The 24068-nt window shown below is 60.9% G+C and carries 29 protein-coding genes; 14 read left to right on the top strand and 15 right to left on the bottom strand.

What is annotated here, in order from left to right; genetic code table 11:
• Nucleotides 1–48: 48 nt before the first annotated feature.
• The 5 genes from hflC to BMX04_RS17365 form a co-directional block, all read right to left on the bottom strand.
• The gene (hflC, locus tag BMX04_RS17380) at nucleotides 49–1068 is read right to left on the bottom strand and encodes a protease modulator HflC (protein WP_074788138.1); all 1020 of its coding nucleotides are present in this window, start codon (nucleotides 1066–1068) and stop codon (nucleotides 49–51) included.
• The gene (gene hflK, locus BMX04_RS17375) at nucleotides 1065–2132 is read right to left on the bottom strand and encodes an FtsH protease activity modulator HflK (RefSeq protein WP_074788137.1); all 1068 of its coding nucleotides are present in this window, start codon (nucleotides 2130–2132) and stop codon (nucleotides 1065–1067) included. Before hflK ends, hflC begins: the two co-directional genes overlap by 4 nt.
• Nucleotides 2133–2160: 28 nt before the next feature.
• Entirely contained in the window at nucleotides 2161–2706 is a 546-nt protein-coding gene (locus BMX04_RS17370; RefSeq protein ID WP_074788136.1) for a hypothetical protein, read from the bottom strand.
• Nucleotides 2707–2779: 73 nt separating this feature from the next.
• Complete coding sequence (locus BMX04_RS19510) at nucleotides 2780–2917, bottom strand: hypothetical protein (RefSeq protein ID WP_175477403.1); 138 nt, start codon at nucleotides 2915–2917, stop codon at nucleotides 2780–2782.
• Nucleotides 2918–3015: 98 nt separating this feature from the next.
• Nucleotides 3016–3366 (bottom strand): hypothetical protein, encoded by a 351-nt coding sequence (locus BMX04_RS17365; RefSeq protein ID WP_074788135.1) that lies wholly within the window; start codon nucleotides 3364–3366, stop codon nucleotides 3016–3018.
• A 380-nt stretch (nucleotides 3367–3746) separates the two neighbouring features.
• Here BMX04_RS17365 and BMX04_RS17360 point away from each other — a divergent pair, with 380 nt between their 5' ends.
• Nucleotides 3747–3845 carry a DUF3309 family protein gene (locus tag BMX04_RS17360; protein WP_083398224.1) on the top strand — a complete coding sequence of 33 codons (99 nt, stop codon included), beginning with the start codon at nucleotides 3747–3749 and terminating at the stop codon, nucleotides 3843–3845.
• Nucleotides 3846–3868: 23 nt separating this feature from the next.
• Here BMX04_RS17360 and BMX04_RS17355 read toward each other — a convergent pair whose 3' ends face one another.
• Nucleotides 3869–4597, bottom strand: coding sequence for a Crp/Fnr family transcriptional regulator (locus BMX04_RS17355; RefSeq protein WP_074788133.1), 729 nt, complete (start codon nucleotides 4595–4597; stop codon nucleotides 3869–3871).
• Between the two features lie 151 nt (nucleotides 4598–4748).
• On the opposite strand from BMX04_RS17355, the gene BMX04_RS17350 reads away from it, so the two are divergent.
• The 4 genes from BMX04_RS17350 to BMX04_RS17335 all read left to right on the top strand — a co-directional run bounded on the left by BMX04_RS17350 (nucleotide 4749) and on the right by BMX04_RS17335 (nucleotide 7706).
• Nucleotides 4749–4985, top strand: a complete 237-nt coding sequence (locus BMX04_RS17350) for a hypothetical protein (protein WP_074788132.1) — start codon at nucleotides 4749–4751, stop codon at nucleotides 4983–4985.
• A gap of 90 nt (nucleotides 4986–5075) precedes the next feature.
• Nucleotides 5076–5450 carry a hypothetical protein gene (locus BMX04_RS17345; protein WP_074788131.1) on the top strand — a complete coding sequence of 125 codons (375 nt, stop codon included), beginning with the start codon at nucleotides 5076–5078 and terminating at the stop codon, nucleotides 5448–5450.
• Between the two features lie 92 nt (nucleotides 5451–5542).
• Nucleotides 5543–6280: a DUF5765 domain-containing protein gene (locus BMX04_RS17340; RefSeq protein ID WP_074788130.1), complete on the top strand. Its 738-nt coding sequence runs from the start codon at nucleotides 5543–5545 to the stop codon at nucleotides 6278–6280.
• 175 nt (nucleotides 6281–6455) lie between these two features.
• Nucleotides 6456–7706: a cation:proton antiporter gene (locus BMX04_RS17335; RefSeq protein ID WP_074788129.1), complete on the top strand. Its 1251-nt coding sequence runs from the start codon at nucleotides 6456–6458 to the stop codon at nucleotides 7704–7706.
• A gap of 384 nt (nucleotides 7707–8090) precedes the next feature.
• Here BMX04_RS17335 and BMX04_RS17325 read toward each other — a convergent pair whose 3' ends face one another.
• On the bottom strand, nucleotides 8091–8282 hold the full coding sequence (locus tag BMX04_RS17325; RefSeq protein ID WP_139194609.1) for a hypothetical protein: 192 nt from the start codon (nucleotides 8280–8282) through the stop codon (nucleotides 8091–8093).
• 201 nt (nucleotides 8283–8483) lie between these two features.
• Complete coding sequence (locus BMX04_RS17320; RefSeq protein WP_217644512.1) at nucleotides 8484–8846, bottom strand: SHOCT domain-containing protein; 363 nt, start codon at nucleotides 8844–8846, stop codon at nucleotides 8484–8486.
• A gap of 228 nt (nucleotides 8847–9074) precedes the next feature.
• Between BMX04_RS17320 and BMX04_RS17315 the strand changes: the two genes are divergently transcribed.
• The 6 genes from BMX04_RS17315 (at nucleotide 9075) to BMX04_RS17290 (ending at nucleotide 15054) form a co-directional block, all read left to right on the top strand.
• A complete protein-coding gene (locus BMX04_RS17315; RefSeq protein ID WP_074788127.1) occupies nucleotides 9075–9461 on the top strand; it encodes a DUF302 domain-containing protein in 387 nt (128 codons plus the stop codon).
• Nucleotide 9462: 1 nt separating this feature from the next.
• Nucleotides 9463–10134: a TVP38/TMEM64 family protein gene (locus tag BMX04_RS17310; protein WP_074788126.1), complete on the top strand. Its 672-nt coding sequence runs from the start codon at nucleotides 9463–9465 to the stop codon at nucleotides 10132–10134.
• Complete coding sequence (locus BMX04_RS17305) at nucleotides 10134–11441, top strand: APC family permease (RefSeq protein ID WP_074788125.1); 1308 nt, start codon at nucleotides 10134–10136, stop codon at nucleotides 11439–11441. Before BMX04_RS17310 ends, BMX04_RS17305 begins: the two co-directional genes overlap by 1 nt.
• A gap of 66 nt (nucleotides 11442–11507) precedes the next feature.
• Nucleotides 11508–13841 (top strand): heavy metal translocating P-type ATPase, encoded by a 2334-nt coding sequence (locus BMX04_RS17300; RefSeq protein ID WP_074788124.1) that lies wholly within the window; start codon nucleotides 11508–11510, stop codon nucleotides 13839–13841.
• A 10-nt stretch (nucleotides 13842–13851) separates the two neighbouring features.
• On the top strand, nucleotides 13852–14463 hold the full coding sequence (locus BMX04_RS17295; RefSeq protein WP_074788123.1) for a class I SAM-dependent methyltransferase: 612 nt from the start codon (nucleotides 13852–13854) through the stop codon (nucleotides 14461–14463).
• Nucleotides 14464–14580: 117 nt separating this feature from the next.
• A complete protein-coding gene (locus tag BMX04_RS17290) occupies nucleotides 14581–15054 on the top strand; it encodes a DUF411 domain-containing protein (protein WP_074788122.1) in 474 nt (157 codons plus the stop codon).
• Nucleotides 15055–15120: 66 nt separating this feature from the next.
• Here BMX04_RS17290 and BMX04_RS17285 read toward each other — a convergent pair whose 3' ends face one another.
• Both BMX04_RS17285 and BMX04_RS17280 read right to left on the bottom strand, forming a co-directional pair.
• Nucleotides 15121–16440, bottom strand: a complete 1320-nt coding sequence (locus BMX04_RS17285) for an MFS transporter (RefSeq protein ID WP_074788121.1) — start codon at nucleotides 16438–16440, stop codon at nucleotides 15121–15123.
• 10 nt (nucleotides 16441–16450) lie between these two features.
• Nucleotides 16451–16711, bottom strand: coding sequence for a metal-sensing transcriptional repressor (locus BMX04_RS17280; protein ID WP_074788120.1), 261 nt, complete (start codon nucleotides 16709–16711; stop codon nucleotides 16451–16453).
• Nucleotides 16712–16755: 44 nt separating this feature from the next.
• On the opposite strand from BMX04_RS17280, the gene BMX04_RS17275 reads away from it, so the two are divergent.
• Genes BMX04_RS17275 through BMX04_RS17265 form a run of 3 tightly spaced genes read left to right on the top strand, consistent with a single transcriptional unit; the run spans nucleotide 16756 to nucleotide 18589 of the window.
• Entirely contained in the window at nucleotides 16756–17151 is a 396-nt protein-coding gene (locus tag BMX04_RS17275; protein WP_074788119.1) for a hypothetical protein, read from the top strand.
• Nucleotides 17152–17208: 57 nt separating this feature from the next.
• A complete protein-coding gene (locus BMX04_RS17270) occupies nucleotides 17209–17937 on the top strand; it encodes a HupE/UreJ family protein (RefSeq protein WP_074788118.1) in 729 nt (242 codons plus the stop codon).
• Between the two features lie 19 nt (nucleotides 17938–17956).
• A complete protein-coding gene (locus tag BMX04_RS17265) occupies nucleotides 17957–18589 on the top strand; it encodes a transmembrane anchor protein (RefSeq protein ID WP_074788117.1) in 633 nt (210 codons plus the stop codon).
• Nucleotides 18590–18798: 209 nt separating this feature from the next.
• Here BMX04_RS17265 and BMX04_RS17255 read toward each other — a convergent pair whose 3' ends face one another.
• From BMX04_RS17255 to BMX04_RS17235, 5 genes are all read right to left on the bottom strand, one after another.
• Nucleotides 18799–19056 (bottom strand): hypothetical protein, encoded by a 258-nt coding sequence (locus BMX04_RS17255; protein ID WP_074788115.1) that lies wholly within the window; start codon nucleotides 19054–19056, stop codon nucleotides 18799–18801.
• Nucleotides 19053–19727 (bottom strand): YcbK family protein, encoded by a 675-nt coding sequence (locus BMX04_RS17250; RefSeq protein ID WP_074788114.1) that lies wholly within the window; start codon nucleotides 19725–19727, stop codon nucleotides 19053–19055. Before BMX04_RS17250 ends, BMX04_RS17255 begins: the two co-directional genes overlap by 4 nt.
• 74 nt (nucleotides 19728–19801) lie before the next feature.
• Nucleotides 19802–20092, bottom strand: a complete 291-nt coding sequence (locus tag BMX04_RS17245; RefSeq protein ID WP_074788113.1) for a DUF6127 family protein — start codon at nucleotides 20090–20092, stop codon at nucleotides 19802–19804.
• Complete coding sequence (locus BMX04_RS17240; RefSeq protein ID WP_074788112.1) at nucleotides 20089–21084, bottom strand: FscB; 996 nt, start codon at nucleotides 21082–21084, stop codon at nucleotides 20089–20091. The genes BMX04_RS17245 and BMX04_RS17240 overlap by 4 nt, the downstream gene beginning before the upstream one ends.
• Nucleotides 21081–23873 (bottom strand): phage tail protein, encoded by a 2793-nt coding sequence (locus BMX04_RS17235; RefSeq protein ID WP_244888581.1) that lies wholly within the window; start codon nucleotides 23871–23873, stop codon nucleotides 21081–21083. The genes BMX04_RS17240 and BMX04_RS17235 overlap by 4 nt, the downstream gene beginning before the upstream one ends.
• Between the last annotated feature and the right edge of the window lie 195 nt (nucleotides 23874–24068).

Here is a 24068-nt window from a genome sequence, read left to right as displayed (position 1 = left end):
TGGTTGCGATCAAACAGGGCGTCGGTCATTGTTTGTCTCTCCCTCGCATCATCGCTCGACCACAGTGCTTGCCCCGGGGTCGGGGGACGTAAACGTTTCAGATGGCGTTGCGCCCTCCATTCCCCTGAGGAACTTGAACAGATCGCTGTCCGTGGTCAGGACCAGCGTAGTTCCATCAGAAATCATGTCCTTGTAGGCTTGCATGGTACGCGTGAACGCATAAAACTCCGCCGCTTGCGGATTGATGTCATAGGCCCGCGCATAGATGTCCGCAGCGGAGGCATCTGCGACACCGCGGATTTCCTCAACGGCGCGATAGGCTTCGGACTGGATCTTGTCCAGATCCCGCACGCGGTTCCCACGGATACGCGCAGCCTCTCCATTGCCTTCGGACAGGAAACGTTCTGCGATCTGACGACGCTCAGAAATCATGCGGTCATAGATTTTGGGTCGCACGCTTTCGTTGTAGTTGATCCGCTTGAACCGGATATCGAGAAGCTCGATTCCGAAGACACGCACCTTCTCTGCGGCAGCCGTAAAGATCTCCTCCTCCACCAGTGCCCGTCCCTTCTGGATCGGGACAAGCGCGCCGATATCCTGCGCAAGCTCCTCATCGGTGAGCAGCGTGTCCCGTAGCGGTGTTCGGCCCTTCGTCGTCCGGATGATCTCGATCAGCTCGTGCTTGGCTACGGCATTGCGCGTCTCGCTGCCCAGAATGTCGTCGAGGCGCGATTGCGCGCTGCGTTCGTCCCGAAGACGCAGAAAATATTGCAGGGGGTCCGTGATCTTCCAGCGCGCGAACAGGTCGACCGAAATGTAGAGCTTGTCCTTCGTGGGCATGTCAGAGGGGTTGCCATCCCACTCCAGAACCCGGCGGTCGATCCGATTCACATCCTGAATGAAGGGCAGCTTCAACTTTAGCCCGGCCGATGTGATCGGTTCGCCGACTGGTTTGCCGAACTGGGTGATGATGGCCTGTTCGACCTCACCAACCGTGTAAACCGCGCTTGAAGCCGTTACGAGGGCGGCGACCACAATTCCAGCAAGAATTCCTAATCCTATTTTCATGGTCGGTCCTCCTGTTGACGATCAAGATTCAAGAGCGGCAGGATACTGCTGGAGGGTCCATCAACGATGATCTTCGATCCGATACCGGGCAAAACTGCCTGAAGCGTTTCGATGTAGATCCGCCGCCTCGTAACCTCTGGCGCTTTCTCATATTCGGTAAAGAGCGCCGTGAACCGCGCGGCGTCGCCTTCGGCCTCGTTGACCCTTTTCAGCCGGTAGCCGTCAGCCTCGCGGATACGCTGGTCCTTTTCGCCTTCAGCCAGCGGGATGACCTTGTTGTATTCCCGGCGCGCTTCATTGATCAGGCGCTCTTTCTCCTGCTGGGCCTGGTTAACCTCATTGAAGGACGATTGAACCGGACCCGGCGGGTTGATGTTCTTCAGCTGCACCTGGTCTATGCTGATGCCCATCGCGTATTTCGTAGCCAGCGCTTGCATTTTCAGAAGCGCTTCGTTCTCGATCTCTTGACGACCGATCGTGATGACCTCGTCTACCGTCCGATCACCGACCACCTCACGCATCACGGATTCCGAGACGTAGCGTAGCGTCGCGCGTGGTTCGCGCACCTCGAACAGGAACTTCAAAGGCTCGGAGATGCGGTATTGCACAACCCATTCCACGAGGGCGGCGTTCAGGTCGCCCGTCACCATCTCGGTTTCACGACGTCCGTCAACCGGGCTTTGAAACGGCTCGGTTGCGCCTGGCGTCGAGAAGCCAAACTCCTGCTTCAGCTGGCGCTTCACCGGCACAAGCGTGGCGACGTCTATACCGAGCGGGACCTTGAAATGCAGACCGGGTGGAACCTCTGATTTGTATTTTCCGAAACGCTGAACAACGGCGACAGAGTCGCTCGGGACCGTATAATAGGATGTCCAGACCCCGATTGCTGCGAGAGCGATTGCTCCGAATAACACAAAGCCCTTCATCGACGGTCGCCCGTCGGGCACCAATCCGCCCAACCGTTCCCGACCTTTGCGAAGCAGCGCGTCAATCTCCGGCGCGCCGCGTTTCTTTGTGGTATTCCAAGGCCCTGGTTCTTCTGGGCCATCATCTTGCTCGGACATATCGCGTCCTCTCTCGCTTGCGCGAATTTTACGATGCCGCTGATTTACAGAGGCTTTTGTGGGACAAGCGCTTGGGAGCAGCCTGGTTAGGCAGTGTTGGCATTCCTTCGTTTTCCGCGATCTGAATCGGAAAATTGTCCTTCGAGACTCGACCAATTGAGGTCGTATCCTGCACATTGCTGCTTGTTTGATACCCGCTCGGTGCCGGATAGAGCTTTCGCAACTGCATCTCGGAAACACCGTCGGCCTCCATCACAAGGCGTACCATCGGATCTGCCAGCATTTCTTCAAGAAACAAATCTGACAGCTCTTTGCCGGATAGCTTGTCTTTCGCTTTTGCCTTTTCGAGGTCAGCCAGCGAAACGGTCAGTATTTTCGACAGCCCGTGATGCGAAGCACGAGGATGCAGATTCACGACAACAGAGGCTTTCCAGACATCGAGATGTCGGGGATCAGGGGAGGAAGACAGTTCAGTTTCGATCTCGTACTCTCCCGCTGGCAGCGCTTCGTCCAAACCAGGGACGCTGAAAGGCGCAGAGAATACTGTGGTGATCTTGCGGGTTGGGCCATCCATATATTAGTTGTCTTCCCTTTTTGGTTTTTCTGGTGGTCATCGTTGTGGAAAAAGACAACTTCCTGACTATTTCTCAGGAATCTTTGGTTTTTGCTGCCTTTTTCTTCGCTTCCGCCCCAGAGGTTTCTAGGTCAAGCTTTTTGGCAGGAGCTTCTGCAGGTTCTGGTTTCAGCGCAGCAGCGGCTCTTTTTGTAAGATCTTTGAAAGACATTTTTTATTCCTTTGGTTCTTTGCACGATTCCCAAACCCGTCTTGGGCCCGGACAATCATTGTGACTATTTCGAAGACGGACATTTGCCGTCATCGTTGTTACGCATCAATCTCAAGTGCTGCGAGACAGGCCTCCGCCAAGTCGCGATCCGGCGTCTCAGAGCCGGGCATCGTCGCCCAACCTGAATCCATCACGGCATCGCGTCGTTGGTAGGTCTTGGCGGCTCGGATCGCTGCAAGCTGCTCAATCCGATCAGGATCGGTCCGCGAGACGTCAAGACAAACAGGGACCAGCGCCGTAATTACATCGTCGTGAGCCATGGCGTGGGCCATCTTGTTCGCCCCTCCGCCAGTCATCCAGCCGCCCCAGGAAAATCCTACGATGCCGATAAAAACTGCGCCGATCACAGCACCATAGATTCCGGGTTTGAGCCATTCGGGAGTGGTCATTTCATGTCCTCCTGCGGAGAAAGCGCCGCATCGCTATTGTCACCGTCCCAGGATTGGGCACAGCGCCGTTTTCAAGTATTATCCGAAGATCGAGCGCATCTCGGGACGCCCAGCGACGGGTCGCTTGCCATACACCGTGAGTCAGGAGGCAGTCCCTTGGCGGGTTACACTCTCCAGCCATCTGCCCTTTTTTACCTCAAGTTCTTTTTTCCAGCGCTGATCCAAGTTAGTCCCAATCGTAGCGCAACGGTAAACCCTTAGCCTCCCTCATCTCGACGCATGACGAAAAGATCGCATGCCTGTGTTGGTAGCAGGTCGCGGTTGGAGATGAGACAGTAACGGGATGAACCGGCCTTTTGGCGGTGCTTCCCAGCTGCTGCATGGCACGACTTAGTTATGGCTTCGGACATGCCAGGACCGGTGTGCTTGGCACGGTTCTGATCATCGCGGTCATTCTGATGCTGCTTGGCCGCATCTGACGGCAGGCTAACGCGCAGCGACGTCAAGGGAGAAGCGGCCCTTTCTGATCCATGTACGACGGATCGAACTGGGCGAACTTGGCCAGTCGGTTATAGTCGCCGAATGCAACAAACCCGTCCCGAAACGTGACCATTCCTGCTTCGCGCAACTGCCGTAGAACCCGGTTGACATGGACTGCACTGAGCCCGATCGCGTCGGCCAGTAGGTACTGCGTCAGCGGACAGGCATAGCCCTCCTTGCTCCCCAGTCCGACCAACGCAAGTCTGGCGCCAAGCTCCAGCAGGAAATGCGCCATGCGTTCTGCCGCGTCGCGGCGTCCAATGTCCACAAGATGCTCGACCACCATCGCCTCGTCCCGGGACGCGGCCCAAAGTACGGCCGTGGCCAGCCGGGGCGTCTGCGCAAATGCGTCCAGAAGGTCGGCAACATGAACTTCCGTCACCTCGATATCCGTCACCGGCTCGATGCTGTGATCCGACACGTTCAAAAGCACACTGCGAAGCCCCAGGAAATCGCCGGGGATCTGGAAATCCACGATCTGCCGCTGCCCGTCTTCAAGAAGCTTGTAGGAACAGGCCCAGCCCGAGGCGAGGATATAGGCAGCCTGATCTGATTGCCCCTGATGGACAAGATCGCGCCCCGCCACGAAAGTACGGCGGCGCTTGTGCAATGACGCAAGCACCGACAATTCGGTGTCCGATAGGGCGACGAATGCGCCAAGCTTGCGGACAAGCGGAGTGTTTTCGATCATTTATCCCTCTTCGACACTCGGCGAAGTTCTAGCCAAAGAAATCGAACCGATGACTGATGTCTATCAGCACAGCATAGCAGATTTCTTGCCAGTCTGCTCGGCAAGCCCCAGGCGCAACCCGGCGTCGCACTTGGCGGAAAGGTCAACACCCATGACGGACGACCACACGCATTCAGGAATGGCCGCGCTTACCATCTGCGAAGCCCTGCTTCTTGCGCTGAATGACGCGCAGATTTTGCCCGAGAAAGAAATCATGGGTGTTCTCACTGATGCAGCCGCCACCCATGAGAACGCGGTCGGGTCCGAGGCCGATGCCGAAAAGCACCGGGCTGCGGCAGCGCTGATCCGTCGGATCGTCGCCGGAGGAAACTCGGTCCGCAGAGAGTGACTTTGCACTTGCCGTGCCTGGTTCAGGCCATCATGGCGCGATCCCTCCGGACCGGAAATCAAAATCCACTCCCACGAAAGGAGAAAGACCATGAAACATCGTGAAAAACCGGTCACTTCGTCTTCGCCCGAGTCGCAAAAGGTGACAGATGATCCCAACAATCACAGCAACAAAAAGCCCGCACTGGACGAACCCAACGCAGCGGACGACAGCGGGAAAAAGATCGACCGTCCCGGCTTCGATTTCGGGGGATCTTCTGGCGATACCCATGCGGGCACAGGTTTGGGCCTCGGCAATGATGCGTTCGACACGCCGGGTGATAGACGGCTTCCCGGACGGCGGCCTGACAACAAGCTGACGATCCCACGCTGGGGTGGCCCCGAGCTTCACGGCAAGCAAACACCTGCCAAGAAACCATCAGGCCAGGAAATCCCATCGGCCCAAAAGCCGAAAACAGACGACTGAAAAACATCCCGGATCAATCGTGCATATAGCACCGCCAAAAGGAAACAAACGGATAGTGACCATTCGACCGTTTTGCATATCGAGAGAAAACCATGTGCTGGAGCGGTGAAACGTCAGCCGCGCTGGCCTTTGTTGGTATCGCGACCACAGCTTACGCAGCCTACAAGAAAGAACCGGCACCCTTGTGGATGGCCCTGGGTTATTTCTCCTCAATGGAACTTTTGCAGGCCTTTACCTACCCGGTCATCGATCAATGCGCCCTGCCGTCCAATCAGATCGCTACTCTCTTGGGCTACTTGCACATCACTTTCCAGCCCTTCTTCATCAACATGCTGTCGATGTATTTTATTCCAAATCACGTGCGTCAGAAAATTCAATGGCCGGTTTATACAATCTGTTTCATCTCAGCAGTCATCATGCTTCTGCAGCTTTACCCGTTTGAATGGGCAGGGTCATGTCCGCTGGGAAAGGTACTGTGCGCTGAGCGCCTATGTTCAGTGTCTGGAGACTGGCATATCGCTTGGGAAGTGCCGTCAAACGGCATGCTGAACTTCATAACCGTAGATTCCTGGGCATCTTTCCTGACTATCTATCCCAGCTATTTCTTCGCGGCATTCTTGATGCCCCTTATCTATGGTTCTTGGCGACTGACAGTGTACCACTTTCTGGTCGGACCGCGATTGGCCATGTTGCTGACAAGCAACCCAAACGAAGTGGCCGCAATCTGGTGTCTGCTTTCAATCGGAATTCTGCTTCTGGTCATCAAGACACCGATAAGACAGATCATGTTTGTGAAGACTTGGTGGTTATGGCCAAATGAAAATAGGTGAGTGCGATGCCAATTGTCATTGCGGCCCTCGACAGCGGCGAAGAAACATTCAGTGTCGGCAGCTTTGAATAAATGGTTGGGCCGCAGCGACTTGCCGCCATTGGCGGTTCTGCGGATGGACACCGCGTTGCGGGTTCAGACGCAAAATATCGCCGCCCACTAGAAGGGAAGTCTCGATGAACGCTCTCCAGATCGGCACGCTACTGATCGTCTTCGCCGGGGCGTTTGGAGCCATCAATCACATCGTTTTTCGACTGCCACCGGCCATAGGCATCCTGATCGTTGCGTTTGTCGCATCCCTCTGCGTTCTCGGTCTGGACGCATTCCGGCCCGATCTGGGCGTTGCCGAGGAGATGCGACGGTTCGTGGCCGACGCCGAGTTTTCCCGGACCCTACTCGAAGGAATGCTGGGCCTACTGCTGTTCGCAGGCGCCCTGCATGTCCGCGTCGAGGATCTGCGCGAACAGGCATGGACGATCGCGGCCATGGCGACGCTGGGGGTGGCGCTTTCGGTCACAATCGTCGGATTAGGCTTCCATTGGGTCACCGGCATACCTTTGCTGGTCGCACTGGTCTTCGGCGCGCTGATCTCTCCAACCGATCCGGTGGCCGTGCTGGGCGTCATGAGCCAAGCCAAACTGCCGAAGTCGCTTGAGGCCAAAATCATCGGGGAGTCGCTGTTCAACGACGGCGTCGGCTACGTGGTATTTCTGGTGCTGGTCGGTCTGGCCTTTCAACCGGTCGGCGGACATTCGACCGCCGATCCAATCGGCATCATCCTGTTTTTCATGAAGGAAGTTGGCGGCGGCGCGCTGCTCGGTGGCGTCCTTGGATTTCTGGTCTATCGTGTGATGCGCCGGATCGACGACTATCCCCTGGAGATCCTGCTTTCGCTCGGGCTGGCCCTGGGGGGTTACCAGCTTGCCGTGGCGCTTGATGTTTCAGGTCCGATCATGGCCGTGGTGGCCGGGCTGTTCATCGGAGATATCGGCATCAAACATGGCATGTCGGACCAGACCCAGACATACCTCAACGGGTTCTGGACCGTCATCGACGAGATTCTCAATGCCGTTCTGTTTCTTCTCATCGGCGTCGAAGTCTTCGTCGTCACGCTGAACGTGGATACGATCACGGCTGGGGTTGCAGCGATTGGCCTGTCTCTGATCGGACGCCTTGTCGCTGTTGGGCTGCCGGTCACATTGATCAATCCGTTTCGAGAATATTCGCGTGGGGTGGTTCCGATCATGACGTGGGGCGGGCTCAAGGGGGGCATCTCGGTTGCTCTCGCGCTCAGCTTGCCAGACTACGAGTGGAAGCCCCTGATCCTCACCGCCACGTTCATTGTCGTCGTCTTCTCGATCATCGTGCAAGGCCTCACCATCGCGCCTCTGGCCAGGAGGCTGCAGAGGGAAGCGGATCCACACTAGACTTCTACTGTCAGCCACAGGTTCGTTGAGTCGCCTTCAAAACGCCTCCGAAACTTTAAGCAGCGATTTCCACCCTAATTGTATCCCGGAGACGCATGATCGTCATCGCTGATCGCCTGCCCACGCTCCCGGCCGAAAGCATAGTTCCAGTGGTCGATCCATCCGAGCCGTGCCGACTCCAGGGAATCCAACAGGATTAGCAAAAACCCGAGACTGGCGGGCAGTCGGTCCCATATCCTTGAAATGAATTTGAAGTTGCCGCGCATCATTTTTCGCACCCTGAAAAGGATATTGTCATCGGCTCAGTTCACCTTATCTCGCACACGACATGTCAACTTCGAACGCGTTGATCAGAAGATCCGTGAGGCCTCAAATGCACTCCGGCTACCAGTCTTTTTCGTCGGATTTGGTGACACGGGTCTTGCCGGCGGGGCGTTCGTTGGCCCGCTTCAGTTCATCCTGCGTGCCGATGTCACGCGGCAAACGCCCACCTGAACGCCCTGCTTGAGATATGGTGCCTTTGGCACCAAGGCCGTGGTCGGCGTCGTCGGATTTTGGGGTTTTATCGCTGGACATAGCTTTGTCTCCAATTGTTTGGTTACGAGAATGTCTGCACTTAACGAAGGCCGAAAAATCCCAGGATGACCAAGACAATGACCACGAGGCCGACGATGTATACGATCCGGTTCATTGTATTCCTATCTGTTCTGAGAATGACCACTGCCCACCTACATCGCTGAGCTTGGCACATCGGAACTCCTGCCATATTGACATCAGTCAGTGCGCCAGCAGTTTCTTGCGCTCTTCAAATTCCTGAGTGTCGATTTCACCCTTTGCGTAGCGCTCCTTGAGCAACATCAGCGCCCGATCATGTGCCGGCTGGCCACTGCCGGCCACGCCAAACAGCCGCAGGACGTAGATTGCACCAACGACGATCCCGACCAGGATCAGGATCATGAAGATCGGACCAAGTACCATTCCGAACCCTCCCCATTGATCACCACCCCACATCATATCATGCCCGTGATAGAAGGGTGCATCCCGGTTGGCCATTTCATCGGCTTGCGCCAGGGCCATGTTGGCCGTCAGGGCCGCTGTAGTGGCCAAGGTCGCCGAACATGCTGCAATCCCGTGTCTCATCCGACATCTCCTTGAATGTGGCGGCAAAGGCCGCTCTGCCATCATAAAATCGGAAATGAGCGGAACGCACACTGATCTGCATCACCCTGTGCGCTGCAATCAAGGATACCATGGCGACGAGGTAAAGAACTTCGAAGCGTGGCCTTGTGCCCGATGCGGCAGCCCGGACACGCGCCTCGGCAGGGGCCGGACCATGCGGTCGATAATTTCGACGGAAAGGATGCCGCAATGAACTACACGATCAACCGCACCTTCGAGGGGGTATCCTTCGAAGACATTGATGCCCGAACACGCACGGCGCTGGCCGACAACGGCTTCGGCGTGCTGACCGAGATCGATGTCAAGGCGACGATGAAGAAGAAGCTTGATGTCGAGATGCCAGCTTATCGAATCTTGGGTGCCTGCAACCCGAAGATGGCGTATCAGGCGATCGGGATCGAGCCGCGGGTTGGTGCGATGCTACCCTGCAACGTGATCCTGCGCGAGGTCGATGGCGGAGTCGAGGTCAGCGCAATCGACCCGGTGGCCTCGATGCAGGCGATAGAAAACGCTGAACTGACGGCCGTCGCGGGCGAGGTCCGCGACCTTCTGGCAAAGGCCGTCGAGGCGATCTGATATGAAGCTGCGCGCCGCCATCCTCGCGGCGCTTGCGATCGTCGGGATCGCCCTGCTCGGCGTGTGGCAGTTCGCACCATCGGTGTTCACCGAAGCACGCGAGCTCATGGACGGCGAGCATCTCGAAATGCTGGTGGTGCGCGCGGGCCTCTGGGGGCCGGTTCTGATCGTCACGCTCATGACCGTAGCTGTCGTGGCGAGCCCGATCCCGAGCGCGCCGATCGCGCTGGCCGCCGGAGCGGCTTATGGACATCTCTGGGGTACGGCACAGGTCGCGATAGGCGCAGAACTCGGGGCGCTGATCGCATTTGGCCTCGCGCGAGTTCTGGGGCACGATGTCTTGCGACGGGTGTTTGGTGATCGGGTCGATGCCGGTCTGCTCGGCTCGCAAAATGCGTTGACGGCGATGGTCTTTGCCAGCCGTCTGATGCCGTTCGTGTCATTCGACATGATCAGCTATGCAGCCGGGCTCAGCCGCCTGCATGCCTGGCGCTTCGCGCTCGCGACATTGGCCGGGATTGTTCCGGCAAGCTTCCTGCTCGCCCATTTCGGCGGCGAAGCAGTCAGCGGCGACCTCGGGCGGGCGACATGGGCGGTGCTTGGCCTCGGCCTGGTCACCGGATTGCCGCTCCTCTGGATCGCGACCCGACGCAAAACAGAAAAGGAACTCTGATGGCGCAGAGCTACAAGAAAAACAGCATCACCTTACCCGGCGCAGTGGCCATGGGCACCGGCGTCATGATCGGCGCGGGCATCTTTGCGTTGACCGGCCAGATCGCCGAACTTGCTGGGCCGCTCTTCCCGCTGTCGTTCGTCGTCGGTGCCATCGTGACCGCGTTCAGCGCCTACAGCTACATCAAGATGTCGAACGCCTATCGGTCTGCGGGTGGTATCGCGATGATCCTTGAGAAAGCCTACGGGCCGACAACAGTGGCGGCAGGTGCCTCGCTCCTTATGGCGCTGTCGATGGTCATCAACGAAAGTCTCGTCGCCCGCACCTTTGGCACCTACATGCTGAGGGCCTTCGGCGGCGATGCCGACAGCATTCTTGTGCCGGTTCTGGGCGTCGGGCTGATCGTCTTCGCCTATCTCGTGAACGCCTCGGGCACCCGCTCCGTCGGGCTGGTTTCCATCGTCATGGCCGTGCTGAAGGTGGGCGGCATCGCGCTGTTCGGTGTTTCCGCGCTTTGGGCCAGTGGTCTGTCATTCGAGGCGACGGGTGGAGACGCGGGCGCCACCGGCTTCGTGGCATCGGTCGCGCTGTCGATCCTCGCTTTCAAGGGCTTCACGACCATCACGAACAGCGGCGCGGAGGTCACCGAGCCGCACCGCAACGTCGGCAGGGCCATTGTCCTGTCCATTGCGATCTGCGTGGTCGTCTATCTGCTTGTCGCCTTCGCGGTCGGCTCCAGCCTGCCGCTCGACCGCATCGTGGCGGCGAAGGACTACGCGCTTGCCGAAGCAGCCCAGCCCGCCCTCGGCCAGACCGGCTTTTACCTGACGGTGGCGCTTGCGCTGGTCGCCACGGCTTCCGGGCTGATCGCCAGCGTATTCGCGGTTTCGCGGATGCTGGCGATGCTGACCGACATGAAGATGATCCCCCACAGTCATTTCGGAATGCCGGGCACGATCAAGGACCACACACTCGTCTACACTGTCGTGATCGCAGGCTTCCTGACGGTGTTCTTCGACCTAAGCCGGATCGCTTCGCTTGGGGCCTTCTTCTACCTGGTGATGGACATGATCATCCACTTCGGCGTGTTCCGGCATCTGCGCGAGGAGATCGGCGCACGTGGCTGGGTGTTGCTAACGGCGATATCCCTCGATGCCGTAGTGCTGGCCGCCTTCGCCACGATGAAATGGCAAACCGACCCGCTGATCGTCGTGATCGGCCTCATCGGCATGGCGCTGATGTTCCTGTTCGTCCGGGTTTTCCTCGCGCGCAATCCGGTCAGAATAGGCGATCACGATGACCATTGAGAAATGGCTTGAGCTTCCAACCACTGGAAGCCTTAGACTGAGAAACAACTGAAAGGCTGGCACCTCATGGACCACGATCATCAACACGCTGCACCCGAAATTCAGGCGGGAGCAGAGACGGCCAAGGATCCGATCTGCGGGATGACGGTCGCGGTCAAGCCCGACGGGCGACACGCGGAGTTTGAGGGCGAGACCTTCCATTTCTGCTCCGAGAAATGTCAGACCAAGTTCAAGGCCGACCCGTGGCACTACGCGTCGGGCCGCGCCGCAGGGAAGAAGAAGGCAGCGCCCGCCGACGTCCAGTACACCTGCCCGATGCATCCCGAGATCATCCGCGACGCGCCGGGGGCCTGCCCGCTCTGCGGCATGGCGCTCGAGCCGATGCTGCCCACCGACGAGCCCAGCGAGGAACTGACCGACTTCACCCGCCGGATGTGGATTTCTGCAGCGGCGGCGATGCCGCTGATCGTGCTGACTATGGGCGGCCTGGTCGGCCTGCCGGTGCGCGACTGGATCGGGCATCAGACGGCCAGCTATCTGGAATTCGTGCTGGCGACGCCCATCGTGCTTTGGGCGGCATGGCCGTTCTTCAAGCGGGGCTGGGATTCGGTCGTTAACCGATCACCAAACATGTGGACGCTGATCAGCCTTGGGGTGTCGGCGGCCTATCTCTATTCGATCTTCGCGACGTTCCTGCCGGGCCTTTTCCCTGAACAGTATCGCATGGGCGCGGGCGTTGGCACATACTTCGAGGCTTCGGTGGTGATCGTGGCGCTGGTCTTCGTGGGCCAGGTTCTGGAGTTGCGCGCCCGCGAGCGCACTGGTGACGCGATCCGCGCGCTGCTGGACCTCGCGCCGAAGACCGCGCGGCGCATCTTGCCAGATGGGTCGGAATACGACGCGCCGCTGGAAAACATCATGGAAGGCGACCGGTTGCGCGTGCGCCCCGGCGATGCGGTCCCGGTGGATGGAAGTGTGATCGAAGGGCTCTCGTCCTTGGACGAAAGCATGCTGACCGGCGAGTCTATGCCGGTCGAAAAGGGCCCGGGCGATACTGTAACCGGGGCCACGATCAACAAGAACGGCTCTCTGGTGATCGAGGCGGGCAAGGTCGGCGCAGATACCGTGCTGGCGCAGATCGTGACCATGGTGTCGAACGCACGGCGGTCACGTGCCCCGATACAGGGTCTGGCGGACCGGGTTTCAGCGGTGTTCGTGCCGACCGTGGTGGGCACGGCCATCTTCGCCTTCGTCGTGTGGATGATCTTTGGGCCAGAACCTGCGCTGGTCTTTGCCATCGCTTCAGCCGTCTCGGTGCTGATCATAGCCTGTCCCTGCGCGCTCGGGCTGGCCACGCCGATTTCGATCACCACTGCGGCGGGACGCGGCGCTCAGGCGGGCGTGCTGATCAAGGATGCCGAGGCACTGGAGCGGATGGCATCTGTCGATACGCTGATCGTGGACAAGACCGGCACGCTGACCATGGGCAAGCCGAAGCTGACTGACACGGTGGCGCTGGGGGATATGGCCGAGGCGGACCTGCTGTCGCTGGCTGCGGCACTTGAACGCGGGTCCGAGCATCCTCTGGCCGAAGCGATCGTGGAAGGGGCCGAAGCGGCGGGTGCGGACCGGCAAGAAGCGACGGACTTCGAGGCGGTCACCGGCAAGGGTGTGCGCGGACAGATCGGCGGACGCGCCGTGGCGCTCGGCAACGCGGCGATGATGCAGGAGATGGGTCTGGATACGGCCGAGGCCGAGGCACAGGCCGACGCCCTGCGCGCCGAGGGCAAGACGGCGATGTTCATCGCGGTCGATGGGGCGCTGGCGGGCATCGTGGCCGTGGCTGACCCGATCAAGGACAGCACCGCCCAAGCGATCAAGGAACTCCATACGCAAGGGCTGCGCGTCATCATGGCGACGGGCGACAACGAACGCACGGCGCAGGCGGTGGCGGGCAAGCTCGGCATCGACGAGGTGCGCGCAGGCGTCCTGCCGGAAGACAAGAAGAACCTGATCGACCAGTTGCGCAAGGATGGCCACAAGATCGCCATGGCAGGCGACGGGGTGAACGACGCCCCTGCCCTAGCCGCGGCAGACGTCGGTATTGCCATGGGCACCGGGGCTGACGTGGCGATGGAAAGCGCCGGGATCACATTGCTGGGCGGCGATCTGATGGGCATCGTGCGGGCGCGGAAACTGGCCCGCGCCACGCTGCGCAACATCAAGCAGAACCTGTTCTTCGCCTTCGCCTACAACGCCGTCGGCGTGCCGATCGCGGCAGGGCTGCTATATCCCGTCACAGGCTTGTTGCTGTCGCCGATGATCGCGGCGGCGGCAATGAGCTTGTCTTCGGTCTCGGTCATCACCAATGCGCTGCGGCTGCGGCGGGTCGATCTGTGAGGGACTGAGAATGGGTGGCGAACCGAACCGCTGGGAAGACGTCTACCAGAGCAAGGCAGAGGCTGAGACGAGCTGGTTTGAGGATCGTCCGCAGGTCTCGCTCGACCTGATCGCGGTGACAGGGGCAACTAGCGATGCCGCCATTGTCGATGTTGGCGCTGGGGCGTCGCGGCTGGTGGATTGCCTGCTGGAAGAGGGATTCCGTACGATCACCGTGCTCGACCTGTCGGAGACGGCGCTGGCGAAGGCCCGCGCCCGACTGCCTAAGGATGCCCCTGTGGAATGGGTTGTGGCGAACGTCCTTGATTGGCAACCTTCCATGCCCTTCGATGTCTGGCATGACCGGGCTGCGTTCCATTTCCTGACCGATTTCGCAGATCAGGAAACCTATCTGCGGGTCATGGACCGGGCTCTTGTCCCAGGTGGCCATGCCATCATCGGCACGTTTGCGCCGGATGGACCTGATAAATGCAGCGGGCTGCCAGTTACCCGCTTTGACGCAACGCTCCTGACAGAACGGCTGGGTCCGGACTACCGGCTGATCCGGTCCTTGATGCACGATCACCACACGCCTTGGGGCAGCGTGCAGCGGTTCCATTTCGGCCTGTTCAAGAAGAACTGAGGACTTGAAACTCCGGTGGAATGCACGAGCTTTTCCGGTCAATAGACGTTAATGAGAAAACCAGCCGTTCCGCAGGGATTTTCTCAACAGAACCGATCTGAAGAAGGAGATATCTTCATGCTGTCCAAGATCTCGCGCCGCGGGTTGATGCTTTGCGCTGGCGCTGCCTCGGTTGCAGCCGTGGTCCCCGCGATGGCTGAAGTCAGGCCTGCGATTCACGTCCTCAAGGACCCCAATTGCGGATGCTGCACGGCATGGATCCAGATCCTGCAGTCTGAAGGGTTCGATGTGTCTGTCGAGCCAAGCATGGGAACGCTGCTTGCCCGCTACAAGCTCGACAACGGTATCCCACAGGAGCTGGTTTCGTGCCATACCGGCAGGATCGCGGGCTACATGATCGAAGGTCATGTTCCGCCCGCCGATATCCGGCGGCTACTGGAGGAACGCCCGGACGCCATCGGGCTCGCGGTGCCGGGGATGCCCTACGGTTCACCCGGCATGGGTCCGGAAACCGAGCGCGAGGCGTATGAGGTGTTCCTGATCCGCCACGACGGGACGACAGAACCGTTCTCGAGCTACCCTGCAGCCTAGGTTCCGGACGCCTTCCAGGCCAGTGCCCTGCCTGTCGAGCGGTGACCCAAGAGCATTGTTGCCCGCTCAAAGTTGCGACGCCCATCGGGGATGATTTTCGTCTACGATGAAGGAATGCGCATGCCGTCGCGCGCCGTGCAGATGCGGATGATCGAGCGGAAGGTTATCGTGAGTGTGTTCAAAGGCCTCCGGGTCTTCGCTGGGCCAGAAACGTAGCGCCGCAACTATGCCCGCACCCGAAAGTATCGCCAGTACGGCAAGTGCTGCGACCGGCCCGAACCGCGTCATCAGCCACCCCGACAAAGGATAGGTGACCAGCCAGCATGCGTGGCTCAGGGCGAATTGCGCGGCGAAAAGCGCGGGGCGATCCTCGGCGTGAGCGGAGCGGCGCAACAACCGCCCCGATGGCGTCAGGACAGCGGAATACCCCAGCCCCACAAGCAGCCACGCGCCAAGCAGGACCGGCCAGACAAGGCCAATGGTCGCGACCTCGCTTGCCAGTCCCAGAAGGGTCAGCACCATCAGCGCGGCGCCGCCGACCATCACCGGGCGGTCCGGCATGGTGTCCAGCAGCTTTGGCAAAAGCAGGGCCGCCATCATCGACCCTGCACCAAAGGCGAACAACGTCCAGGCCAGTGCGGAAGCATCCAGCCCCAGCGTGCTGCGCACCAGCACGATGGAGTTGACCAGCACCATCGCCCCTGCCGCGGCGGCGGCCATGTTCAGCGCCAGAAGCCCGCGCAGGCGCGGCGTGGCGAGGTAGATGCGGATGCCGCGGGTCGTGCGGTCATAGATGCCGCGCGGCTGCGACGGTTTCGGGCTGGGCAGCAAGACCGAGACGACCAGCGCCGCGGAGGCTGCAAATCCGACCACCGTGCCGAGGAAGAGGGCGCTGTAGCTCATGACAGCGAGGAGCAGCCCGGCCAGCATCGGGCTGGCGATGTTCTCCAGATCGTAGGCCAATCGCGAGAGCGACAGCGCGCGGGTGTAGCGCGCCTCGTCCGGCAGCACGTCGGGGATCGTCGCCTGAAAGGTCGGCGTGAACGCCGCCGAGGCCGACTGCAACACGAAGATCAGGACGTAGACCTGCCAGACGTCCGTCACGAAAGGCAGGCATAGCGCCACGCCCGCCCGCACCAGATCAAGCGCCACCAGAAGTGCGCGGCGGTTCACCCGATTGGCAAACGCGCCTGCGATGGGGGCGATGCCCACATAGGCGACCATCTTGATGGTGAAAACCGTGCCCAGCACCATCGCCGCGTTGTCGCCCGCCAGATCGTAGGCGAGAAGCCCAAGCGCGACCGTGGCAAGCCCCGTGCCAAGAAGGGCAACGACCTGCGCGGCGAAAAGGTGGCGGTAGGTGCGGTCGGCAAGAACTTCCAGCATGGCGGTGACCTCAAAGGTATCGGGAAATGGCTTTCAGCTCATCGCGATCTGCCACCGAATGCTCGGCGTCGAGGCAATGATCCAGGTGATCATGGATGAGGGCACGCTTGGCGTTTGCTACGGCTTTCTCCACCGCCTGCATCTGTTGCGCGATCTCGAGGCAGGGCTTTCCCGCTTCAATCATCTCGATCACGGCGCGAAGATGCCCATCGGCGCGCTTCAGCCGGGCAACGAGAGCGGGATGGGTTGCATGCACATGGGGCTTTGTCATAGAACGATACTATCCTCCCCCAGAGGATAGGACAAGACGGCACGATGAACGTGCTGCGACCTGAAAACGAGCAGGCAGGCAAACCGGTGAAGCTTTTACGAACATACGGACGGAGTGCGCTTGCGGCGCTTCTTTGCCTGTCGCTCGTGATCTGGTCCCTTGCGCCAAGCATGAGCCACACCCCGTCGGTGTTCGATGTTGTCGCTGACCACGCTGAAATGATTGCCGAACACGGCCATTCTCATGGGTTCGAGGAGGACCTTTACTGGGCGCTCCATGGACATAGCCATGATGTGGCCGACCATGATCACAGTCAGGCCCTGCTCGCGCTCGGCGCAAGCGGGCACCCATTCTGGGGATACCGAGACAATTTCCGGCTTCGTCCGTCGTCAGGCGGGCCGCATCGGGTCTATCTGATCGAGCGACCTCCGCGCGCCTGATCGACGCCGCCTCCGCGCGGCTTCACCGATCAGTCAACAACACACCGGAGATCCACCATGACCTCAACTTCGCGGGGCCTGCGGGCATTGGCACAACGCCAAATCGCTACGCTGTCCCTCATTCTGCTGGCGGCATTCATGCTGAGCGCTGGCCAAGCCCTTGCCCATAACGTTACCGCCGGTGACGCGGGCTATATTCAGGAAATCTGGGGGGTAAAGATGATCCCCTTCATCTATCTCGGCGCCAAGCACATGGTGACCGGCTACGACCACATCCTGTTCCTGCTCGGCGTTGTCTTCTTTCTCTACAAGATGAAGGACGTCGGCATCTATGTCAGCCTCTTCGCCATCGGCCATTCGGTCACGATGCTTCTGGGCGTCTGGTATGGCTGGGGCATCAACGCCTACATCATCGACGCGATCATCGGCCTGTCCGTGGTCTACAAGGCGCTCGACAACCTCGGTTACTATCATAAATGGTTCGGGTTCCAGCCCAACACCAAGGCCGCGACGCTGATCTTCGGCCTGTTCCACGGCACGGGCCTCGCCACCAAGATCCTCGAGTATGACATCGCGCAGGACGGGCTTCTGGCCAACCTGCTGGCGTTCAATGTCGGCGTCGAGGTGGGCCAACTGCTCGCGCTCGCGGTGATCCTGATCGTTATGGGGTATTGGCGCCGCCACCCAGATTTCATGCGACAGGCCACCATCGCAAACCTGGTGATGATGGGCCTCGGCATCTGGCTGACCGGCTATCAGATTGCCGGTTACATCGCCTCAACATAAGCAAAGATTGGATACTCACATGAACAACGCACCCAAACCAAACCTCGAAGACCTGCCGACCAAGGCGCAACTGTTCCGCTCCAGCATCATCGCGGGCATCGGAGCAGTGGTGATCCTGGTCACCGTTTACCTGCCTGCGGAACATGCCATCGACCCGACGGGAGTTGGCCGCGTCCTTGGCCTGACGGAAATGGGCGAGATCAAGGTCCAGCTTGCGGAAGAAGCCGAGGCGGACCGCCTGCTGGACGAGCAGCGTGCCCAGGATCAATCCTCCAGCGTTCTCGACGCCGTCTTCGGCCTGTTCGTCGGCACTGCCCACGCGCAGGACGCACAGCAGACGTGGCAGGACACCGTAACCTTCGTTCTCGAACCTGGCGGCACCGCTGAAATCAAGATGACGATGGAAGCCAGAAACGTGGCCGAGTACGCGTGGACAGCGACCGGAGGGCGGGTCAACTTTGACCTGCACGCTCACAGCGGCGGTGAATCGGTCGACTATGAGCGTGGCAGCGGCCAGACTTCGGGCGAAGGCAGCATCGAAGCCCCCTTTGACGGTGACCACGGGTGGTTCTGGCGGAACCGGGACAGCACGCCGATCACGATGACAATCCAGCTGCGTGGCGAATACAGCGAAGTCGTAGAGACGTACTGAAGCCCTCTGCGTCTGCGGCACTCCGCAGGCGCGGATTTCCGCCCGGGCTTCAATCGCAAGCCCGGGCTTGATCCCGCATAAGGCTATAGTCGCTGAGCATCTCAGCGATAGCCGACTCCTCTGGCAGCAACCTGAGTTCCTCGGCCGCGCGCGCCTGGAACTCCCGGCCGTACTCGACGACAGGCGGACAAGCTCCGAACCCGCCCGTCTCAGAGCTGACCGTCGCACAGCCGCTCAGCAAGCTCGTCGCGATCGCGAGGACGGCGAGCCGCCGCCTCCAGCATCCGGCGTTGGACGTCATTGTTCTTCTCCGAAGTTTCGAGACGTTCGGCGAGGCGTCCCGCTCGCTCGCCGGACCGCCGGAGTGCGAGCAGGAACAGGAGCACGGCGAGCACGATGGCGCCGTAGCACAGAACCGTACGGGCCCACGGGTTGGTGGCGAACCCAGTGAGCAGCGCACCAATCATCGGCGGCCCCGTTTCCAGTCGTCGAGCCGGGCGTAGATCGTGACCGCGATCCCGCCAAGCGCCACGGCGATGAACACCCAGCGGAGCGTATCGAGATGCGGCACCAGCGGCAGGATGGCGGTCTGGGTCTCGGTCAGGACGCTCTGCGCGACCTCGACCCCGGCTGCGCCGAGCGTCGCTACCCCGGCCGCTCCACCACCCTTCATGGTGCGGCTCTCGGCCAGAACCTCGCGCGCAGGCGGTGTGTCCTTGGCGAAGGCCATCGCCTGGACGGGAAAGCGCTGCCCCCACTGGCGGGCGGGTCCAAGATCGACATGGATGAAGCCAGAGCGTGGATAGAATCCAAACCCGAGGAAGCCGACCGCGCGGGCTGCCGCCTCAAAGGCGACCGGGTCGTGGTTCGACATGGCGATGTCGAAGGCCGCGCCCTCCATGTGCTTGGACCGCGTCGCGCCACCGACGGCGCGGTTGTGCTCGGGGCTTCGATAGGCCGATCGGATGATCAGCGGTTTGCCTAGCCGGTCCCGCAACGCCTGCAGCTTGTCCAGCGCGGGCTCGTTGATCAGCAGCTTGCCTGTGCCGCGGCAGGCAATTTCGGCGGGCGAGAAGTTGTTCCAGCGCCAGGTGCTTTCTGGCACGTCGCGCCAGTGGTCGTAAAATGTGGTGGTCATGGTTTCCTCCAGAAACGCAGAAACCCGCCACTGGGGCGGGTTTGATTGGTCGGATGGTTCGTTCGTTTGCTCGGCTACGGACCGCCGCCGAAGATCTTGAGTTTGATGGCAATCCCGGCGAGGAGCGCCAGCATCACGCCGGTGGTGATGAGGTGGACGGCCGTCTGAACGGCGGTGCGCCGCACGAAACGAATGCAGTCGAGCAGTGAGCGTAAATCGCGGATATCGAGGGCGGCGTCCTTGCCATCGATCCCGGCATCGGCGAGCGCACGTTTGGCCCCTGCTTCAGCGGCGCGCGTCAGAAGGACCTGGAATTCGATCTCGGAGATGCGCATGTCGCCCTGATCGGCGCGAGGTGGCGTCATGACGAGACAATCCCGGCTTCCGTCGGTAGCGCAGCCGTGGTCCAGGGTGTGCTGTCGGCCGGGTTCACGTCCCATGTCGAATAGACCGGACTGGCCATATCCGGTGACGGTGTGCCGGGCGACGCATCGTAGTCCACCCCGCCAATCCGCAGAAAACCCGCGACGCCCGTCGGTCCTGCTGTGCCGAGCTGAGCCAGCTGCTTCACATGCACGCCCGCAATGGCCGAGGCCACGGCAGGCCCCGTGGGCCCCGCCAGCGAAAACGACAGGCGCTGACCGGGAATGTCGCTCGCGGCGCGGGTGGCGATGTCGCCGTCCTTCACCGCGTCGACCCCGCCCGAAAAGGCGTCATAGGTCGCGACCAGATCCGGCGTGCGCCGCGCGAACCGCCTCCCGATGGTCGAGACGCCGTCGAGCACCGCGATATGGGCGTAGTAGCAGATGGCAGGGTTATAGAAATCGAAGAGCCCGTAGTTCTTCCACACACAGCGAACGGGGCGACCCTTGCCACCGGTGTTCGCTGCCGTTGCACTGCTTTGCAGGACCCCATCAGCGTAGAACTCGATGGTGATGTCAGCGCCAACAGCGATCTTCACATCGACCCAATAGACTTGGTTCGTGGCAGCGACGAAGGAGGAAGCGCCGTCGACACTGGTGTCGCCAACAGCCATCGCGTGATATTTCTCATCGTCCCGCTCAGTTCGGACAATCGCAACAAGCGCATTTGCGGTGTCGTAGAACTCCAGGAAGGTGCCATCCGTGCCGATGATGTGGGCGTTTACCGAGGGCGCTTTGTATCGGAATCCCAGCCAGACATCCCCGGCGGGCAAGGACCAGGATGCGGAAAACGGGACTGCGCTGGTCTCACTCGTGTTGATCCGGATGCAATTGACGTCGAGATCGGCGTCGAACCCGGCGGCGTCAGCGCTGATGCGGCCCTCGATGCCAGCAAGGTCAGTGACCTGGTGTCCAAGATGCAGGATGTGGCTCATGGGAGTACCTCTATGTAGAGAGCGGCCTCGGCGGCCGTAAGGCGGGACTGACCGCCCCATTCATTGAAGATATCGATGTCTGGGATGGTGAGGCGCGCGTCACCGCCAAAGCCGATCCAGATGGCAGCCTCCGCGATAGTCAGTTGGACCGACCCGCCCCGATCGAGGAAGATCACCGTCTGGGCGACGGTTAAGCGCGCGCCTGCCCCGATCTCGGTCCAGGCGGAGACTTCGGCGACCTTGATGCCGTCCGGCATGAAGAGCCGGATCGACCGCGCCTGCCAGGCCTCATAGCTGATGGTCCCGGTCGTGCGGCGCGCTTGCACCCGGATTTCGAAATGCTTGGTGCCAGTGGGCGCTGCGAGGATCGGCACGTCCTCCTTGGTCAGCGTGACGCTGTTGGCGGTACCCACGTCGATCATCGCGGCGGGTGGCTCGATGGTTGTATCGGTATCGGGATCGACCCAGCGAATTTCGACCGCATAGGTGACACCCGGCTCTGGCCCGATGTCGGCCGCGTCATAGGCATCGAACACGCTGCTGGTCTGGGTGAGCCTGTCACGATGGGACCAGGTCAGAAGGACCGGCCCGAGGTTCAGGACGTTCGGATTCACGACCGACACACCGTTGCCGCGCAGATCGCCGGGCGGAAGCGGCCGGATGGCGCGGCTAGCCAGCGTAACGGCATCCTCGGGTGCCTGCGCCAGCGGCAATGTCCCGAAGCCGGTCTCGGGCAGCATCTTGATCGTGACCGTCTCTCCGGCCGCAAACCCCGCCTCCGAAGCATTCGCGAGCTGCTGCCAACAGATGATCGGCGTGCCCGCGAGATGGGTTTGCGGCACCGTGTCGAGACAGCCGCGCCCAACGGTCAGCGCCGTGGCACTTACCCCATCGATCCGGACCAGTTCGGTGCCGATCGCGGCCAGCGTGCCGATGGCCACGTCCCCTAGCCCGGTCCAGCTGCCGACGGTAAGCACGCGTTCGGCCGGATCGTCACTGACGTCTGACACAAGCAGAGCGGTCGGCACGAACTCAACCGCCTCTTCGAGCGTGTAACCCGTCCCGCTATCGCTCCATACCTGCGCGGAGAGCGCATCGGCCGAGGGACGTTCCCCGGTCGCAACGATCGCACCTACTCCCGGATCCTCCTCGAGAAGCGCGTCCGCTTGTGCATGCCCCAACTCCTGGACCAGTAACCAGTATGGCGCGTCAGCAACCCAGCGGCGCGTCAGCGGCTTGGGCGGCAGGATCAGGCTGCCGGGATCGCCGCTTTCGCCACCGACAAGGGCTGTCTCGCCAAGCGCGAACACGTCCTCGGCGACCCTGAGGCGCACGCCATTGGCGCGCCCGTCGCCATGGTCGATCTCGACGATGCGAACCACGACGCCCTCGAGCCCGCGCCGAGAATTTGACAACACGATCACGTCGCCCGGATCGAGCTCGGCGCCAACGCGGGATACGGTGATCTCGCCCGAGAGGATCGGTGCGGAGAGTGCGCGCAGATCGCGTTCCGCGACCCGCACGGCAAGGGACTCAAAGCGAATGCCGGGATAATCGACCGTGGCGCTCACCACCTGACCCAGATCCTGGACGAGCGCGGTGTCGGTCACGCTGACCGACCCGGTCTGGTCGGTTCGCGCGTCAGAGAACTTCGCCGTGACGCTGTTCACGAGATCAGCGGCCTCACGGCGGCCAAGCTCACCCCAGTCGACGACATTGGTTTCGTCGAAGACCGGCAGGGTCTCGGGATCATAATCAGCCCGGATCAGGCGCAATTCCCAACGACCCGAGCGGCGGTCGACATAGAGATAGGCGTCGATGTGCTTCAGCACGTCGGCAATGAAGTCCTCGATCGTCGATTCCCGCTGCCAAAGCAGCGACAACCCGAAGCCCTCAGAGAAGAGCGCGTCCGCGGCGGTGGCAAAGCTGGGGCCGATATCCGCGAACGTATGCCCGAGGCCCCAGTCTCCGTTGGTCAGACTTTCCCGGATGATATGGGCCGGGTTCATGTCTGGGCCTTGCCCGAAGGCTGCGCGCAGCGAGGCCACCAGTGCATCCGGATCGCCGGGGGGCACGACGGGCACGCCATCGACCGGCGTGTTGTCGATCTGGGCCGTGGCGCTGGTATCCGAAAGTGCGATGTTGAAGGCGAAGACATCGACCTCCGAGATGCCAGAAAGCGTTGCGATGGCCGTCTGCAGGGTCGAGGCCGGGCTCGGTTCGCCGTCGGTGACAAAGATCAGGATCCGGCGTTTGCCACCCGAGCCGTTGAAAAACGCCCCCGCCTGGCTGACAGCGACGCCGAAATCCGTCCCACCGCTGACGGAGCTTGAAAGCGCATCGACCCAGTCCTGGATCTCGCCGTAGGCCGTGGCATCGGCGTCGCGCCGCATGATCGTGCCGGACACGGTGGAGTTCCAGGTAACGATCTGGACGTCGTTGGGCTCCAGAGCGTTCTCGCCGATCTCCTCAATCAGACGCGAGACAGCCGCAATTTGCGCCGCCATGCGCGAGCCCGACATCGATCCCGAGGCGTCCATGGCGATGTAGATCGCGGCATCCCCTATCCGCACTTCGGGCACGATCTGCGCCTTCTCGGGATACCATTGCTGGCCGCCATCCTCGGCCTTCAGGATCCGCGTCAGGCGCACCGACCATGGCTTGAGGTAGGGATTGAGGCCGAGAAACACCTGCCGCAGCACCAGCGAGCAGATACCGCGATAGCCGGGCACATCAGCCCCCGCCTTGGCGGCGAGATAATCATTCTGTGCCTGGTTCGGTGCGCCCATCAGCACATCAATGTCGCCGACGATGCCGCCTTCGCGCTTCTCGCCACCGAAGAGATCGGGCTTGTTGATCCGGATGCGCCCGCCCGCAGCGCCGCCGTTGATGTCTGACGTCAGCGCCTATGGGACAGATTTGAGGTTTTCGTAACGGAGGATTTCTGGTTCATCGCAGCCACCAAGGAGCGAAGATGAACAAGA

It is taken from the genome of Roseovarius tolerans (genome assembly GCF_900109855.1).
Lineage (GTDB): Bacteria > Pseudomonadota > Alphaproteobacteria > Rhodobacterales > Rhodobacteraceae > Roseovarius > Roseovarius tolerans.
Note: the sequence above shows the minus strand (reverse complement) of the source record. Positions and strands in the feature narration are given on the sequence as shown.